Source organism: Streptomyces sp. NPDC127117 (assembly GCF_042677325.1).
GTDB lineage: Bacteria > Actinomycetota > Actinomycetes > Streptomycetales > Streptomycetaceae > Streptomyces.
Genome location: NZ_JBHXTM010000011.1, coordinates 28,821 through 42,593, shown reverse-complemented (window position 1 = coordinate 42,593; position 13,773 = coordinate 28,821). Strand labels below are relative to the sequence as shown.

The following is a 13,773-nucleotide window of genomic DNA, read 5'->3' as shown; positions in this document are numbered from 1 at the left end:
TGCCATTTGCCCGTTACGTATCGCCCAGGCCCGGGACGCCCGTCCGCGGCGGGCGCGGAACGCTCCCCGGGGCCGTATGACCGCGCTCATCGTCTGCCACTTCGTCCTGGCCGCCTTCGCGCGACCACTGGTACGGACGCTGGGCAGACGCGCCTTCGTCGTCCTCGCGCTGCCACCGGCCGCCGCCACCGTGTGGGCGGCCACGCAGTGGAACACCGCGGCGTCCGGCTCCGCGGTCACCTGGTCATGGCGGTGGATGCCGGCGTACGACGTCACCGTCGCGCTGCGGTTCGACGCGCTCGCCGAGCTGATGGTGCTGCTCGCGGCCGGAATCGGCACGCTCGTCCTGCTCTACTGCGCCTCGTACTTCACCGACGAGACCCCCCGACTGGCCGGATTCGCCGGCAATCTCCTGGCGTTCGCGGGCGCCATGCTCGCCCTCGTCCTCGCCGACGACCTGATCTCGCTCTATGTGTTCTGGGAACTGACCACGGTCTTCTCGTTCCTGCTGATCGGGTACGACAGCGAGCAGAGACACAGCCGCCGCTCCGCGCTCCAGGCGCTCACCGTGACCACCCTCGGCGGTCTCGCGATGTTCGTCGGCTTCCTGATCATCGGTGACTCGGCGGGCACCTACCGCATCTCCGCCATCCTCGCCGACCCGCCCCGGGCGAGCCTCGCCGTCTCCGTCGCGGTGGTGCTGATCCTGTGCGGGGCCCTGTCGAAGTCGGCGATCTGGCCGTTCAGCCTCTGGCTGCCGAACGCCATGGCCGCACCCACCCCCGTCAGCGCCTATCTGCACGCCGCCGCGATGGTGAAGGCCGGGGTCTACCTGGTGGCGCGGCTCGCGCCCGGCTTCGCCGACGTGCCCGTCTGGCGGCCCGTCGTGATCGTCCTCGGCGCCGCGACCATGCTGCTCGGCGGCTGGCGGGCGCTGCGCCTGAACGACCTCAAACTCGTCCTCGCCTACGGCACCGTCAGCCAGCTCGGCTTCCTCACCCTGCTCGCCGGGACCGGCAACCGGGACACCGCGCTGGCCGCCGCCGTCATGATCCTGGGTCACGCACTGTTCAAGGCCCCGCTGTTCCTCGTCACCGGCATCGTCGACCACGCGGCCGGCACCCGTGATCTGCGCAGACTCTCCGGCGTCGGCCGGGCACTGCCGCACGTCTGCACGGTCGCGGTGCTCGCCGCCGCGTCCATGGCGGCCCTGCCCCCGCTGCTCGGATTCGCCGCCAAGGAGGCCGCGTTCGACGCACTGCTGCACGGATCGGCCGCCGACCGCTGGGCGCTGGGCATCACGGTCGCGGGCTCGGCCCTGACCGTCGCGTACACCGTGCGGTTCGTCTGGGGCGCCTTCTTCCGCAAGCCCGGGACCGAGGACACCCCGGTGCACCGGGTCGGCTGGGCCTTCCTCGCACCGCCCGCCCTGCTCGCGGTCTGCGGGCTGGTGCTGGGGCCGGGCGTCGGCTGGACCGACCGGCTGTTCAGCGCGTACGCGGACGCCTTCCCGCCGTCCGCGCACCCGTACCACCTCGCGCTCTGGCACGGCTTCGGAAACGCACTGCTGCTCTCGGCCGTCGCCACCGCGGGCGGTGCGCTGCTCTTCATGGGGCGCACCACCGTGACCCGGCTCTCCCGGCGGATCGCCTGGCCGACCGCCGACAGCGTCTTCGGACACCTGCTGCTCGGCCTGGAACGGTTCTCCCTCCAGCTCACCGGATTCGTCCAGCGCGGCTCGCTCTCCGTCTACCTCGCCACCACCCTGCTGGTGATGCTGGCCGGCCAGCTCACCGTCCTCGGCGTGGACCGGCCCTGGCGCGGAGCGGTGGCCCCGCGCGTCTGGGACGCCCCGCTCCAGGGCGCCGTCGCCCTGCTGACCTGCGCGGCGGCGCTCTTCTGCCTCACCGTCCGCCGCCGGATGAAGGCCGTGGTCCTGGCCGGGCTGACCGGATACGGCGCGGCGCTGCTCTTCGTCGTCCAGGGCGGCCCGGACCTGGCGCTCACCCAGTTCTGCGTCGAGACCGTGTCGATGATCGTGTTCGTACTGGTGCTGCGGCGGATGCCGGTGCACTTCCAGGAGTCGGTCAGCACCTGGCGGCGCGCGGTGCGCATCCCGGTGGCGCTGGCCGCGGCGGCGACGCTCGGCGTGGTGGTGTGGGTCGCCTCGGCCGCCCGGACGGCCGACCCGGCGGGCGCGGCCATGGTCGAGGAGGTCTCCCACCACGGGCTCAAGGACGTCGTGGCGACCATCCTCGTCGACCTGCGGTCCTGGGACACGATGGGGGAGTCCGCCGTACTCGCCGCGGCGGCGGTCGGCGTCACGAGTCTGATCTATCTGCACCGCCGGACCGAGGGACCGTCACCGCGCGATGAGGTACGGGGACGTACCGCCTGGTCGCTGACGGCACCCGGGATGACGGGACTGCCGCACGGCGACGAAGGGGCACCGGAGCGCGGCTGGCTCGCGGCCGGCTCGACGCTGGCGCCCGAGCACCGCTCCGTCGTCTTCGAGGTCGTGGCCCGGCTGCTGTTCCACCCGGTCCTGGTGCTCTCGGTGTACCTGCTGTTCTGCGCCGAGAACATGCCGGGCGGCGGCTTCGTCGCCGGGCTCGTCGCCGGACTCGCCCTGATCACCCGCTATCTGGCGGGCGGCCGGTTCGAACTGGCCGAGGCCGCCCCGCTCCAGCCCGGACTCTTCACCGGCCTCGGGCTGTTCGTCTCCACCGGCGTCGCCCTGCTCGGCCTCGCCGACGGAACGGTCCTGCACGCCTGGACCCACCACGGCCGGCTGCCGCTGATCGGTGAGTACCACATCGGCACGCCCGTCCTCTTCGACTTCGGGGTCTACCTGCTGGTCCTGGGCGTGGTGCTGGACATCGTGCGCGCGCTCGGCGCCAAGATCGACCGCCAGATCGAGCGCGCGGCGGCCGAGCAGGCGGCCGCGGCGGGCACCGCCGCACCACCGCGCCCGGCACCCGGCACGGGAGGCACCCCCGGATGACCGTCAGCGTCTCCCTCCTGGCCACCGCCGCGGTGCTCTGCGCGGTCGGCGGCATCCTCATGCTCACCCGCCCGCTCACCCGCATCCTGCTCGGCGCCGTCATCGCCGGCAACGGCATCAACCTGCTCGTCCTCGCCGCGGGCGGCCGGGCCGGCGCGGAACCCCTCCTCTACGGCGTCCCGCTGGGACAGGTCACCGACCCGCTGCCGCAGGCCATCGCGCTCACCGCGATCGTCATCACCCTCGCCACCACCGCGTTCCTCCTCGCCATGGCCTACCGCAGCCACCAGCTGACCGGCACCGACGAGGTCCACGACGACCTGGAGGACCGCCGGATCGCGCTGCGCTTCGAGGTACGGGGCGAACGGGACGAACTGCGCGAGCGGTACCGGGCCACCGACGACGTCACCGACGAGGAACGCGAACGGTACCGCGAGGAGCGCCGCCGCCTGCGCGCCCGGCTGCGCGCCGACCGCGCCCTGCAGGCCCGCGGCCGGGACGCCACCGGTGACCTCTGGCACGACGTGCTGGGCGCCGACCCCGAGGACTACGCGGCCCAGCGGGCCCACCCCGACGCCGACCCGGGAGCCACCGGATGAACGCACTCGTCCCCCTGCCGGTGCTGCTGCCGCTCTGTGCCACCGGCCTGAGCCTCGCCTTCGGCACCCGCCTCAAGCAGCTCCAGCGCCTCATCAGCGTCGCCGTGCTCACCGCCGTACTGGGGCTCTCCGTCACCCTGATGATCGTCGCCGACACGCGCGGCCCGCTCACCGTCCACCTCGGTGACTTCGCCCCGCCGCTCGGCATCACCCTGGTCGCCGACCGGCTGTCCGGACTGATGCTGACCGTCTCCTCGGCCGTCACCCTCTGCGTGCTGGTCTACTCCCTCGGGCAGGGCATGGCCGACCGGGAGGAGGAGACACCCGTCGCGGTCTTCCACCCGGCGTATCTGATCCTGGTCGCCGGGGTCTCCTGCACCTTCCTCGCCGGCGACCTCGTCAACCTCTACGTCGGCTTCGAGATCATGCTCGTCGCCAGCTTCGTCCTGCTGACCCTCGGCGGCACCGGACCCCGCATCCGCGCAGGCTCCACCTACGTGATCATCTCGCTGTTCTCGTCGATGCTGTTCCTCACCGCCATCGCCATGACGTACGCGGCGACCGGCACCGCGAACTTCGCCCAGCTGGCCGGCCGCCTCGCCGGGCTCCCGCTCGGCGTCCAGACCCTGATCCAGGGGATGCTGCTCACCGTCTTCGCCATCAAGGCCGCCGTCTTCCCGCTCGCCGCCTGGCTCCCCGACTCCTACCCGACCGCACCCGCCCCGGTCACCGCCGTCTTCGCCGGTCTGCTCACCAAGGTCGGTGTCTACTGCATGCTGCGCACCGAGACCCTGCTCTTCCCCGGCAACCGGCTCGGCGATCTGCTGATGGCCGCCGCGCTCGCCTCGATGGTCGTCGGGATCCTCGGAGCGGTGGCCCAGACCGACCTGAAACGGCTGCTCTCCTTCACCCTCATCAGCCACATCGGCTACATGGTCTTCGGGATCGGCCTCGCCACCCGGGACGCGTACGGCGGCGCGATCGTCTACGTCGCCCACCACATCACCGTCCAGACCACGCTGTTCCTGGTGGCGGGACTGATCGAACGCCGGAGCGGCACCACCGAACTCACCCGGATCGGCGGCCTCGCCAAGGCCGCCCCGCTGCTCGCCGCCCTCTTCTTCGTACCCGCCATGAACCTGGCCGGCATCCCGCCGCTGTCCGGCTTCATCGGCAAGCTCGGGCTGATGAGGGCCGGTGTCGCCGACGGCAGCGTCTGGGCGTGGATCCTCGTCACCGGGTCGGCGGTGACCAGCCTCCTCACCCTGTACGTGACGGCCAAGGTCTGGAACCTGGCGTTCTGGCGGGCCGCACCTCCCGGACAGGCCGCCACCGGCACCGTCCTGGAGGCCGACTCCGACGAGGACGACGACGATGCGGACGAGGGCCCCGACCGGATCCCCGGCACCGGCGACGAACCGGTCCGCCCCCGCCACCAGCCCGCCGGGCGGGCCGTCGCGGCCACCCTCCACGGGCACGCCGTCACCACCACGACGAAACTGCCCCTGCCGATGACCGGGGCCACCGCGGCGACCGTCGCACTCGGCCTCGCCTTCACCGTGCTCGCGGGCCCCCTGACCTCCTACACCGACCGCGCGGCCGCCGAACTCATCGCGCGGGCCCCCTACGTACAGGCGGTGCTCGGCCGGTGAAACGCCTGCTCAGGCTGTCCTTCCGGAACAAGGACCTGCCGCCCTTCAGCTGCGAGTTCACCGGACGCCGACGACGCGTGCTCGACCTCCCGCTCATCGCCTGGCTCACCCTCATCTGGGTGCTGCTCTGGTCCAGCCCGAACCCGGCCAACCTGCTCACCGGCGCGATCGTCGCCGTGGCCGTCTGCCTGGCCTTCCCGCTGCCCCGGGTCGACCTCGGACTCCGCCTGCACCCCTGGGGCATCCTGATGCTCGCCGGATATCTGCTCTACGACATGTACACCTCGGGCGTACGCGTCACCCGGCAGATCTTCGTCGACCACCCGCACCGGGCCGCCGTCATCGCGGTACCACTGCGCTGCCGCTCCGACCTGATGCTCGCGGCCACCGCCGTGGCCGTCTCCAACGTGCCCGGAGGATCGGTCGTCGAGGTACGCCGCGCCACGGCCACCGTCTTCCTGCACGTCCTGGACGCGGACCGGCCCGCCGTGCTCGAAGCGGCGCGCCGCTCCGTCTGGCGCCTGGAACGGCTGACCGTACGGGCCTTCGGCACCGCGGACGAGATCGCCCGCGTCGCCGCACCACCTCCACCGGCCGCACCCGACAGGGAGGGCGACGCATGAGCGTCCCGGAGACCGTCGACCGGGCGCTGCTCACCGCGGCCGTCGTGGTCATCGTCATCGCCGGAGCGGCACTGCTCGAACGCATCCGCCGAGGCCCCTCCATGCTGGACCGCGCCATCTCGCTGGACGTGTGCGCCGCCCTGATCATCGCGGGCCTCGGCGCCAAGTCCGCCTTCGCACGGGACTCGTTCTACTTCCCGATCATGCTGGTGCTGGCGTTCCTGGGGTTCACGGGGTCGGTCGGCATCGCCCGCTTCATCGCCGTACGCGACAGACCGCCGCGACACGGCAAGGACCGGGCCGGGAACGGCACCGAAGACCCCGAGGGGGAATCGCGGTGACCGTCTGGCTCCAGATCCTCGACCTGGCCGGCGCGGCCCTGGTCTTCGTCGGCGCGGCCATCTGCCTGCTCGGCGTGATCGGGATGCTGCGGCTGCCGGACGTGCTCTCCCGCAGCCATGCCGCGACCAAACCGCAGACCCTCGGCATGCTCCTGGTCCTCGCCGGGGTCGCCCTGCGGCTGCGCAGCGGCATGGACCTCGCCACCCTCGCGCTGATCGGCTTCTTCCAGCTGATGACCGGCCCCGTCGCCGCCCACCTGGTGGCGCGATCCGCCTACCGGACCGGCCAGATCGACCACGGCGAGCTGCTCTTCGACGAACTGGACGAGCAGTTGACCGAGGAGAGCTGACCGGCATCACGGTCCGGCAGGAAGGCCCTGGTCAGGAGTACCCTGGAGCCACCGGGGACAATTCGTGCACCCGCTTTCAGGCCGGTGCCGCTCTCGGCGATTCACAACACCGGGCCGGTCATGACCGGCCCGGGGCAGGGTTCGCGTCATGACCGCGATCATCGAGTACCCGCAGGCGGTCGAAGGCCGGACCCCTTCTTCGTCGCCGCTCCGACTGATGCTGGTTCCCGCCGGCACCTCTGCGGCCCTTGTCGACGGTGCGTGGTGGCCCCGCTCCCGCGACCTGACGGCGGAACTGCCGCCGCTGATGGCCGTACTCGATCCGCTCTGGGGCAGGATCACCCGGGTCACCGTCAACCCCACTTTCTGGCCGGTCATCCCGCGCAAGGTGCAGGTCGCCGGGCATCTGGTCCACGTCGGCTGGTTCGAGGCCGAACAGGACCCGCACAAACTCCTGCTGCTCTCCTACACCACCGGTCGCTGGGACCTGCTGGTGATCCCCCCGGAGACCGGCCCGGCCACAGCCGCCCGGCTGATGACCGCGGCCGCCGATCCTCTGCGGGTGCTCACCGCGAGCGGCCTGATGGACGAGGCGGAGTTCTTCCGGATCGCGGCCGAGGCCGACTGGGACTCGACCCGGGAACTGGCCTGGGACTCCGAGGGCGGCCAGGGCGCGGCACCCCGGACGCCGGCACCCCGACGGCCCGTCCACCAGGGCACGGCCCCGGGTCTGCGGACAGCCGGCAACCCATGACCGCCGGCTCACGTGACCCGGTACCTCTCCTGCTGCTCCGGGACACCGCCGATCAGCCCGTGGTCCCGGGCAGCGCCGTGCTGCGGATGGAGACGACCTCCAGCCGTGCCGGGATCTTCGACGGTGCGTGGTGGCCCCGCTCACGCGACATCAGAAGCCAGTTGCCCGACCTGATCGAAGCGCTGACGGCCAGTCTCGGACCCATCGCGCGTGTCGGCCTGGACGCGAGTGCCTGGAACGAGGTCCCGGCGTACCTCGTCGTCGGCGAGCGCAAGGTCCGTATCGACTGGTCCGCCGTGGACGACAGCACCATGATCATCACTCGCGGCCACCACGACCACTTCGCGTTCCTGGTCATCCCGCCGCAGTCCTCCGCCGCGGCCGCACACGCAGCGATGACCATGGCCGTACGGGACGACAACCGCGCATCCGCCGAGCAGATACTCGAAGCCGCCGGTATCACCCCGGCCCGGCCGGGAGCACCGCGTCGTCGGCCGACGTGACAACGACCCCGGCAATATGCGCCGGGGTCGCCCTTCCGGGCGGTGCACGTGAGCGTGCGCCGACCCACCCTCCACGGTACTCCCGGGACGGCATTCGCGGCATGAGACGCGAACGGTGCGCACGGGCTCCCGTGTGCGGGAGGCCCCCGCGACTAGCCTCCGCACCATGCTGCGTATCACCGACACCCGCACCGGCCACCTCGTGGAAGTCCCCGCCGCACCGCGCCGCCTGCTGCGCAGCCGCGTCCATCTGCCGGACATCGGCACGGGGCCGCCCACCGGCACGGGGCCGGCCACCGGCACCGGCATCGGCCCGCTGCACCTGCGCGTCCCGCTGATCGGTGACGTCCTGGCACGCACCGCGGAACTGAACGGCCTCCAGGTCGTCACGGTCCTCACCACCCCGGAGCTGACGCCCGACCGGGCCCGAGCCCTGGACCGGGTCATGGCGGTGCTCGGCATCCATCCCCCCGCAGTGGTCGGAGCCCATCGCCCGGAGGCGGCACTGGGCGGCCCCGCCGACGTCCACGTGGTCGCCCGGGACGCCGTCCCGGACGACGCCCAGGGCGGCGCCCTGATCGAGGTGGGCCGAGTCGTCACGGCTCCACAGGCGGAGGGCGTCCCCGATCCGGGCACCCCCGACCCCGCGGACACCGCCGACCCGCTGGCCGTGCGCCTGCTGCTGCTCAGCAGCCCCCACGGAACGCCGGTCACGGTCACCGGCGCCGCGCTCGCCGGGGCCAGGCAGACCCTTCGCGACTGGCGCCGGTCGGTCGCCGACTGGGCGCAGGAGCCGTCCAGGCCGATCCCCGCCGACCTGCTGCGGCAGTCCCACGAGGCGCTCGCCGAGGATCTCGACGTGGCCTCCGTCCTGGCGCTGCTGGCCGGGGTGGCGGCACGCTCCGATGTGCCGGCGGGCGCCAAGTTCGAGACCTTCGCCCACCTCGACCGCGTACTCGGCCTGGACCTGGCCCGCGACGTGGGCCACCAGCGCCCCACGGGCCCGTGAGCCGGACGGCCGCACGAACCGGCCGGCTACGGGGCCACCCTGTCGCTCACTCCTCCCGGCTCCGGACACCGGTGGCGTCGGGGCTCCGGTACGCCGTGGGCGGCCGCCCCAGAAGCCTCTTGAACGCGGCCGTGTACGCGGCGGGGTTGTCATAGCCGAGCCGGGTCGCGACGCGTGTGACGGGCGTACCCGCGGTGAGGTACTGGAGGGAGTGCAGGACGCAGGCACGCTGACGCCACTGCGAGAAGGTCAGGCCGGTGCCGCGCAGGAACAGGCGGGCGAGGGTGCGTTCGCTGATGTTGAGTGCCGCGCACCAGCGCGCGGGCGGGTCGTGGATGTCCGGCTGCTGCAGGAACGCCTCGCACAGGCCGCGCAGCCGGGGATCGGACGGCAGCGGCACATCGAGGGGGAGCGGCGTGAGGTTCCTGAGCTCGTGGAGGATGAGCGCGGCGACCGCCGCGTCGCGGCTGTGCGCGGGGTAGTACGGCTCCATCTCGACGGCTTCCAGGATCAGTTCCCGCAGCAGGGCGGAGACGTCCACGGCCTGGCAGCGGGACGGGAACCACGGTACGGCGGCGGGCTCGATGTAGAGGCTGCGCGTGCTGACGCCCGTCATCGCGACCTGGTGCCTGGTCCTGGACGGGATGAGTACGGCGCGGGCGGTGGGGATCGTCCAGTTGCCGTCCGCCGTCTCGACCCGCATGACGCCGGTGGCCGCGTACAGGACCTGGGCGCGGCGGTGCTCGTGCCGGATGAGCAGGTGGTCAGGGGGATAGTCGGTGCCGATGGCCAGCACCGCACGATCGAGCCCGTCCACCTCCGCGACCGGAATGTTCCGCATGCCCTGAGGCTACCCGCGAACGAGCGCGGTGTCTGCTGCGCGTAGATAGTAGGCAACTCATCGATTGCCCGCCAAGCCCGGCGCTCCCTAATGTCGGACCAGTGCTGACCTCCTTCCTCACCCTCCTGTCCCTCGGCTGCCTGACCGGCATCACGACCGTGCTCTTCGGCTTCGGTGGCGGTTTCATCACGGTCCCCGTCGTCTACGGCGTCCTGACCGTGACGGCGCGCCCCGGAGCGGACGCGGACGCGATGCACGTGGCCGTGGCGACCTCGGCGGCCGTCATGGTCGTCAACGCCACGGCGGCGGCCCTGGCCCAGTGGCGCCAGGGCCGACTGCGCCGCGAGTACGTCTGGCCGTTGGCGGCGTTCATCGCGGCGGGCGCCGTCGCCGGATCCTTCGCGACCACCCTGATCGGCGGCACGGCGCTGCGCCTGCTGTTCGCCGCCTACCTGCTGATCACGATCGCCGACAGCCTGCTGAGGAAGGGCTTCCTCTCCGTGGCCGGACGGACCCGCCCGCAGCCGCTGGAACGGCGAACCGTCACCTTCGGCGGCGTCGGCATCGGCCTCGTGGCCGCCGGCCTGGGAGTGGGCGGCAGCGTCATGACCGTCCCGCTCCTGCGGCGCAGGGGCCTTCCGATGGCCGAGGCGACCGCCATGGCCAACCCACTGAGCGTCCCCGTCGCCGTGGCCGGAACCCTGGTCTACGCACTTGCCCCCACCACTGCCTCCGGCCCCGGCCAACTCGGCTACGTCGACCTCACCGCCGGCGCCGCCCTGCTCATCGGCTCGCTCCCCACCATCGCGGTGGCCAGACGCCTCACCGGACGGGTGCCGGACCGCGTCCACTCCATCGCGTACGTCGCTCTGCTCGTGGTCGTACTGCTCGTGATGCTGGCCATGGGACTCTGACGCACCCACGGGCTCCGTCGCACGTCCCCCTCTCCCACTGCCGGCAACCGCTCTTCCTGCCCTGCCCCTGCCGCCCCGCCCCTGTCGCCCCGCCCCCGCCGCCGCGCCCGCGATGCGCTCGGAGGCCGTCGCGCGAGGATTCGGTGAAGAACGAGTTCGCCATTCCGCCACGATCTTGCCCAAATCACTTTTAAGATCGCGGGTAAGGCGGTTCTCCGCATCTCTATGTACTCCCTCATGAGTAGGGGCATCAGGCCCTTCTGAACGCTGAGAGCAGGGGATGACATCTACAAATGAACAAGCGAAGGGGGCCGCGCCCGAGTCGGGTCGACGGCGGCCGGGCCTGCTCGGTCGCCGCACCATTGGCTGTGTGGCCGCGCTCGCCCTGGGAATCGGCAGTGGCTCGTTAGCCACGGCGCCTGCGGCTTACTCGCAGGCGGAGGACGGGTCGGTGACGGTCCGGGTGATCCGGGCCGTGGACACCAGTGGAGTGTGGAAGCCCGCGTTGGAACCGGGCATCGCGGGCGTCAAGGTGACCCTCACCGACGAAGCCGGGGCGGGCGTCGAGGGGGTCACGGCGGCCGACGGCACCGTGACACTGACTCCGGCGGCGGGTGGGACCACCGGCGGCAAGTACCGGGTGCAGGTGGTGAATCCGAGGCCGGGGGTGCTGTTCCCGGCCTTCGCCTCGCGCCAGGGACTGGACGGCGCACCCGAACGGCTGAGCAGCAATGAGGAGTTCGTCGACCTCTCCGCCGGGAAGAGCGTGGCGTACACCACCGGGCTGTGGAATCCGGGTGACTACTGCCAGAAGAACGCACCGCTGATGACGACCTGTCAGCCCGCCGCCCGCGAGGGCGGGGCCCAGCGCACGCTGGTCTCCTTCCCGTACGACGCACGCGGCCAGGACGGCGTCGATGTCGATGTCACGAACATCGCCACCGCCGCCGACACCGGCACGCTGTTCGGCATCGCGTGGAACAAGGCCGACAAGCGGGTGTTCTCCTCGGCGGTGGCCAAGCGCTCCACGGACTACGGTCCCGGCGGCGCCGGGGGGATCTACGTGACCGACCCCGCGCAGAAGAGAACCACGCTGTTCACCGTCGTCCCGGACGCGGGGACGACGGCGCACGGTTCGGGTACCGACGACGCCTTCCTTTCCGTACCGGGCAAGGAGAGCCTGGGCGGCATCAAGGTCACCGATGACGGCAAGAACCTGTTCGCCGTCAACCTCGGCAACCGCAAGCTCTACCGCTACGACGCCACGAAGGCGACCGCTCCGGCGCCGAAGGCCGTCCACGACATCCCGGACCCGGGCTGCCCGGCGGCCGGGGACTGGCGCCCCTTCGGCCTCGGCCTGCAGGACGGCGTCGGCTACCTCGGCGGCGTGTGCTCCGGCGAGTCCACCGGGAAGCCCTCGGACCTGCGCGCGGTGGTCATGCCCTTCGACCTCGCCACCGGAGAGTTCCGCAAGGCGGTGCTGGACCAGCCGCTGGACTACCCGCGTCAGTCCACGGTCGGCAGTGGCGCATGCGACGGCGCGGGCTGGTTCCCCTGGACCGACACCTTCCCGACCTCCCAGAACGGACAGAGCTGTCAGAGTTATCTGGCCCAACCCGAACCGGAGTTGGGCGAGATCGGCTTCGAGGCCGACGGCTCCATGCTGCTGGCCTTCCGCGACCGCTTCGGCGACCGCGCCCCGGCCGGTCCCACACCCAACACACCCGGCAACGTCCTGTCGGGCGGCGACCTGAACAAGGCATGCCTGGCGGGCGGGGTGTATGTGATGGACACCAACAACGGCTGCGGGCTCTCCCCCCGGGGAACACGCTTCTTCGACAACAGCCGGATGGGCTCCCACCACAACGCGGCCTTCGCGGGCATGGCGCTCTCCAAGGCCGAGAACACCATCGCGACCTCCGGCTTCGACCCCAACAGCACCGCCTTCGGGTACGGCACCTCCTTCGTCCAGCGCGACGGCAAGCAGGATCCGAAGGGCGGCCTGCGCCTCAACCCGCCCGGGACCGTGGCCCCGTTCGGCAAGGGCGCCTCGATGGGTGACCTGGAAGTGCTCTGCGACCAGGCCCCGCTGCAGATCGGCAACCGGGTCTGGTACGACCCCGAGCGCAAGGGCACCCAGGAGCCGGGCCAGCGCCCGGTCGTCGGCGCGACCGTCCACCTCTACGACGAGTCGGGCAAGCAGGTCGGTACGACCAGGACATCGGAGCGTGGTGAGTACTACTTCGACGACTCCAACGTCACCGGTGGCCTCGAACCGACGACCAAGTACACCATCCGGCTCGACAACCCGGCCGACTATGCCGAGGGCGGCCCGCTCCACCAGTGGGTGCCCACCGACGCGGATGTCGGCGACAACCATTTCATCGATTCCAAGGGCATCGTCCCGTCCGGCGCGAAGTACCCGGAACGGGCGCTGACCACCGGCGGGCCGGGAGAGAACGACCACACCTACGACTTCGGCTTCCGACAACAGGAGGGTGTGCTGCGCCTGGTCAAACACGACCAGAACGGAAAACCGCTGGCCGGGGCGGAGTTCCAGCTGTGGAAGGAGACGAACGGCTCCGAGGGCGCGCAGACCACCGGGGCGACGCCGGACACGCGGGTCGGCAAGGCATGTACGACCGAGGCCGACGGCATCTGCCGGGGCAGCGGCGTGCCGGGGACGTACTACTGGCAGGAAGTCAGCCCACCGGCGGGATACGCGGTACCGGACGAGACGGTGTTCGGGCCACTGGTGCTGACGTCCGGCAACCTCGACGCCGGGGTCTCCGTGACAGCGGTCAACCGGCGGCTGCCCACACCCACCCCGACACCGACGCCAACAGCGACGGCGCCGGCACCGGGGGCGCCGGGCACACCGCCGGCACCGGGCCCCGACCCCGGCTCGCACCTGGCGGGTACGGGCCTGAGCCAGGCGGTCCTGACGGCCCTGGCCGGCGCCGCCGCGCTCACCACCCTCGGCACGGTGCTGTTCGTGCTGATGCGCAGGCGAAGGGCGCTGCACAACGAGCGGCCCTAGCCCCCTGGCAGGGCAGCCGGCCTCGGTGACCCTCCGGGCCGGACCGGGCGGGGTGGGGCCCCCCCCGGGGGGCCAACCCCCCCCCGGTGTGTACCGCCCCCCAGTGGAAACGACCGCCAAGGGCGGGCGGTTTGGTTGTGCGG

General features: G+C 71.9%; 12 protein-coding genes. 11 read left to right on the top strand and 1 reads right to left on the bottom strand.

What is annotated here, in order from left to right; all coding sequences use genetic code 11:
- Positions 1-76 precede the first annotated feature (76 nt).
- The 9 genes from ACFVH0_RS12445 (at position 77) to ACFVH0_RS12405 (ending at position 8,835) form a co-directional block, all read left to right on the top strand.
- Entirely contained in the window at positions 77-3,004 is a 2,928-nt protein-coding gene (locus tag ACFVH0_RS12445; RefSeq protein ID WP_385819516.1) for a Na+/H+ antiporter subunit A, read from the top strand.
- Positions 3,001-3,603, top strand: coding sequence for a Na(+)/H(+) antiporter subunit C (locus tag ACFVH0_RS12440; RefSeq protein WP_385819515.1), 603 nt, complete (start codon positions 3,001-3,003; stop codon positions 3,601-3,603). The genes ACFVH0_RS12445 and ACFVH0_RS12440 overlap by 4 nt, the downstream gene beginning before the upstream one ends.
- The gene (locus ACFVH0_RS12435; protein WP_385819514.1) at positions 3,600-5,255 is read left to right on the top strand and encodes a Na+/H+ antiporter subunit D; all 1,656 of its coding nucleotides are present in this window, start codon (positions 3,600-3,602) and stop codon (positions 5,253-5,255) included. The genes ACFVH0_RS12440 and ACFVH0_RS12435 overlap by 4 nt, the downstream gene beginning before the upstream one ends.
- A complete protein-coding gene (locus tag ACFVH0_RS12430) occupies positions 5,252-5,878 on the top strand; it encodes a Na+/H+ antiporter subunit E (protein WP_385819513.1) in 627 nt (208 codons plus the stop codon). The genes ACFVH0_RS12435 and ACFVH0_RS12430 overlap by 4 nt, the downstream gene beginning before the upstream one ends.
- The gene (locus ACFVH0_RS12425) at positions 5,875-6,219 is read left to right on the top strand and encodes a monovalent cation/H+ antiporter complex subunit F (RefSeq protein ID WP_385819512.1); all 345 of its coding nucleotides are present in this window, start codon (positions 5,875-5,877) and stop codon (positions 6,217-6,219) included. The genes ACFVH0_RS12430 and ACFVH0_RS12425 overlap by 4 nt, the downstream gene beginning before the upstream one ends.
- Positions 6,216-6,569: a monovalent cation/H(+) antiporter subunit G gene (gene mnhG / locus ACFVH0_RS12420; RefSeq protein WP_385819511.1), complete on the top strand. Its 354-nt coding sequence runs from the start codon at positions 6,216-6,218 to the stop codon at positions 6,567-6,569. The genes ACFVH0_RS12425 and mnhG overlap by 4 nt, the downstream gene beginning before the upstream one ends.
- 148 nt (positions 6,570-6,717) lie before the next feature.
- Complete coding sequence (locus ACFVH0_RS12415; RefSeq protein ID WP_385819510.1) at positions 6,718-7,323, top strand: DUF5994 family protein; 606 nt, start codon at positions 6,718-6,720, stop codon at positions 7,321-7,323.
- Complete coding sequence (locus ACFVH0_RS12410) at positions 7,320-7,826, top strand: DUF5994 family protein (protein ID WP_385819509.1); 507 nt, start codon at positions 7,320-7,322, stop codon at positions 7,824-7,826. Before ACFVH0_RS12415 ends, ACFVH0_RS12410 begins: the two co-directional genes overlap by 4 nt.
- Positions 7,827-7,992: 166 nt before the next feature.
- Complete coding sequence (locus ACFVH0_RS12405) at positions 7,993-8,835, top strand: hypothetical protein (protein ID WP_385819508.1); 843 nt, start codon at positions 7,993-7,995, stop codon at positions 8,833-8,835.
- Between the two features lie 46 nt (positions 8,836-8,881).
- Here ACFVH0_RS12405 and ACFVH0_RS12400 read toward each other — a convergent pair whose 3' ends face one another.
- Complete coding sequence (locus tag ACFVH0_RS12400) at positions 8,882-9,676, bottom strand: AraC family transcriptional regulator (protein WP_385819507.1); 795 nt, start codon at positions 9,674-9,676, stop codon at positions 8,882-8,884.
- Positions 9,677-9,777: 101 nt separating this feature from the next.
- Between ACFVH0_RS12400 and ACFVH0_RS12395 the strand changes: the two genes are divergently transcribed.
- On the top strand, positions 9,778-10,590 hold the full coding sequence (locus ACFVH0_RS12395) for a sulfite exporter TauE/SafE family protein (RefSeq protein WP_385819506.1): 813 nt from the start codon (positions 9,778-9,780) through the stop codon (positions 10,588-10,590).
- A gap of 451 nt (positions 10,591-11,041) precedes the next feature.
- A complete protein-coding gene (locus ACFVH0_RS12390) occupies positions 11,042-13,630 on the top strand; it encodes an SdrD B-like domain-containing protein (RefSeq protein ID WP_385819505.1) in 2,589 nt (862 codons plus the stop codon).
- Positions 13,631-13,773 lie beyond the last annotated feature (143 nt).

Coding starts and splice junctions, on each gene's coding strand:
- ACFVH0_RS12405 (WP_385819508.1), top strand. CDS start 7,993: ATGCTGCGTATCACCGACACCCGCACCGGCCACCTCGTGGAAGTCCCC.
- ACFVH0_RS12425 (WP_385819512.1), top strand. CDS start 5,875: ATGAGCGTCCCGGAGACCGTCGACCGGGCGCTGCTCACCGCGGCCGTC.
- ACFVH0_RS12445 (WP_385819516.1), top strand. CDS start 77: ATGACCGCGCTCATCGTCTGCCACTTCGTCCTGGCCGCCTTCGCGCGA.
- ACFVH0_RS12400 (WP_385819507.1), bottom strand. CDS start 9,676: ATGCGGAACATTCCGGTCGCGGAGGTGGACGGGCTCGATCGTGCGGTG.
- ACFVH0_RS12410 (WP_385819509.1), top strand. CDS start 7,320: ATGACCGCCGGCTCACGTGACCCGGTACCTCTCCTGCTGCTCCGGGAC.
- ACFVH0_RS12435 (WP_385819514.1), top strand. CDS start 3,600: ATGAACGCACTCGTCCCCCTGCCGGTGCTGCTGCCGCTCTGTGCCACC.
- ACFVH0_RS12415 (WP_385819510.1), top strand. CDS start 6,718: ATGACCGCGATCATCGAGTACCCGCAGGCGGTCGAAGGCCGGACCCCT.
- ACFVH0_RS12440 (WP_385819515.1), top strand. CDS start 3,001: ATGACCGTCAGCGTCTCCCTCCTGGCCACCGCCGCGGTGCTCTGCGCG.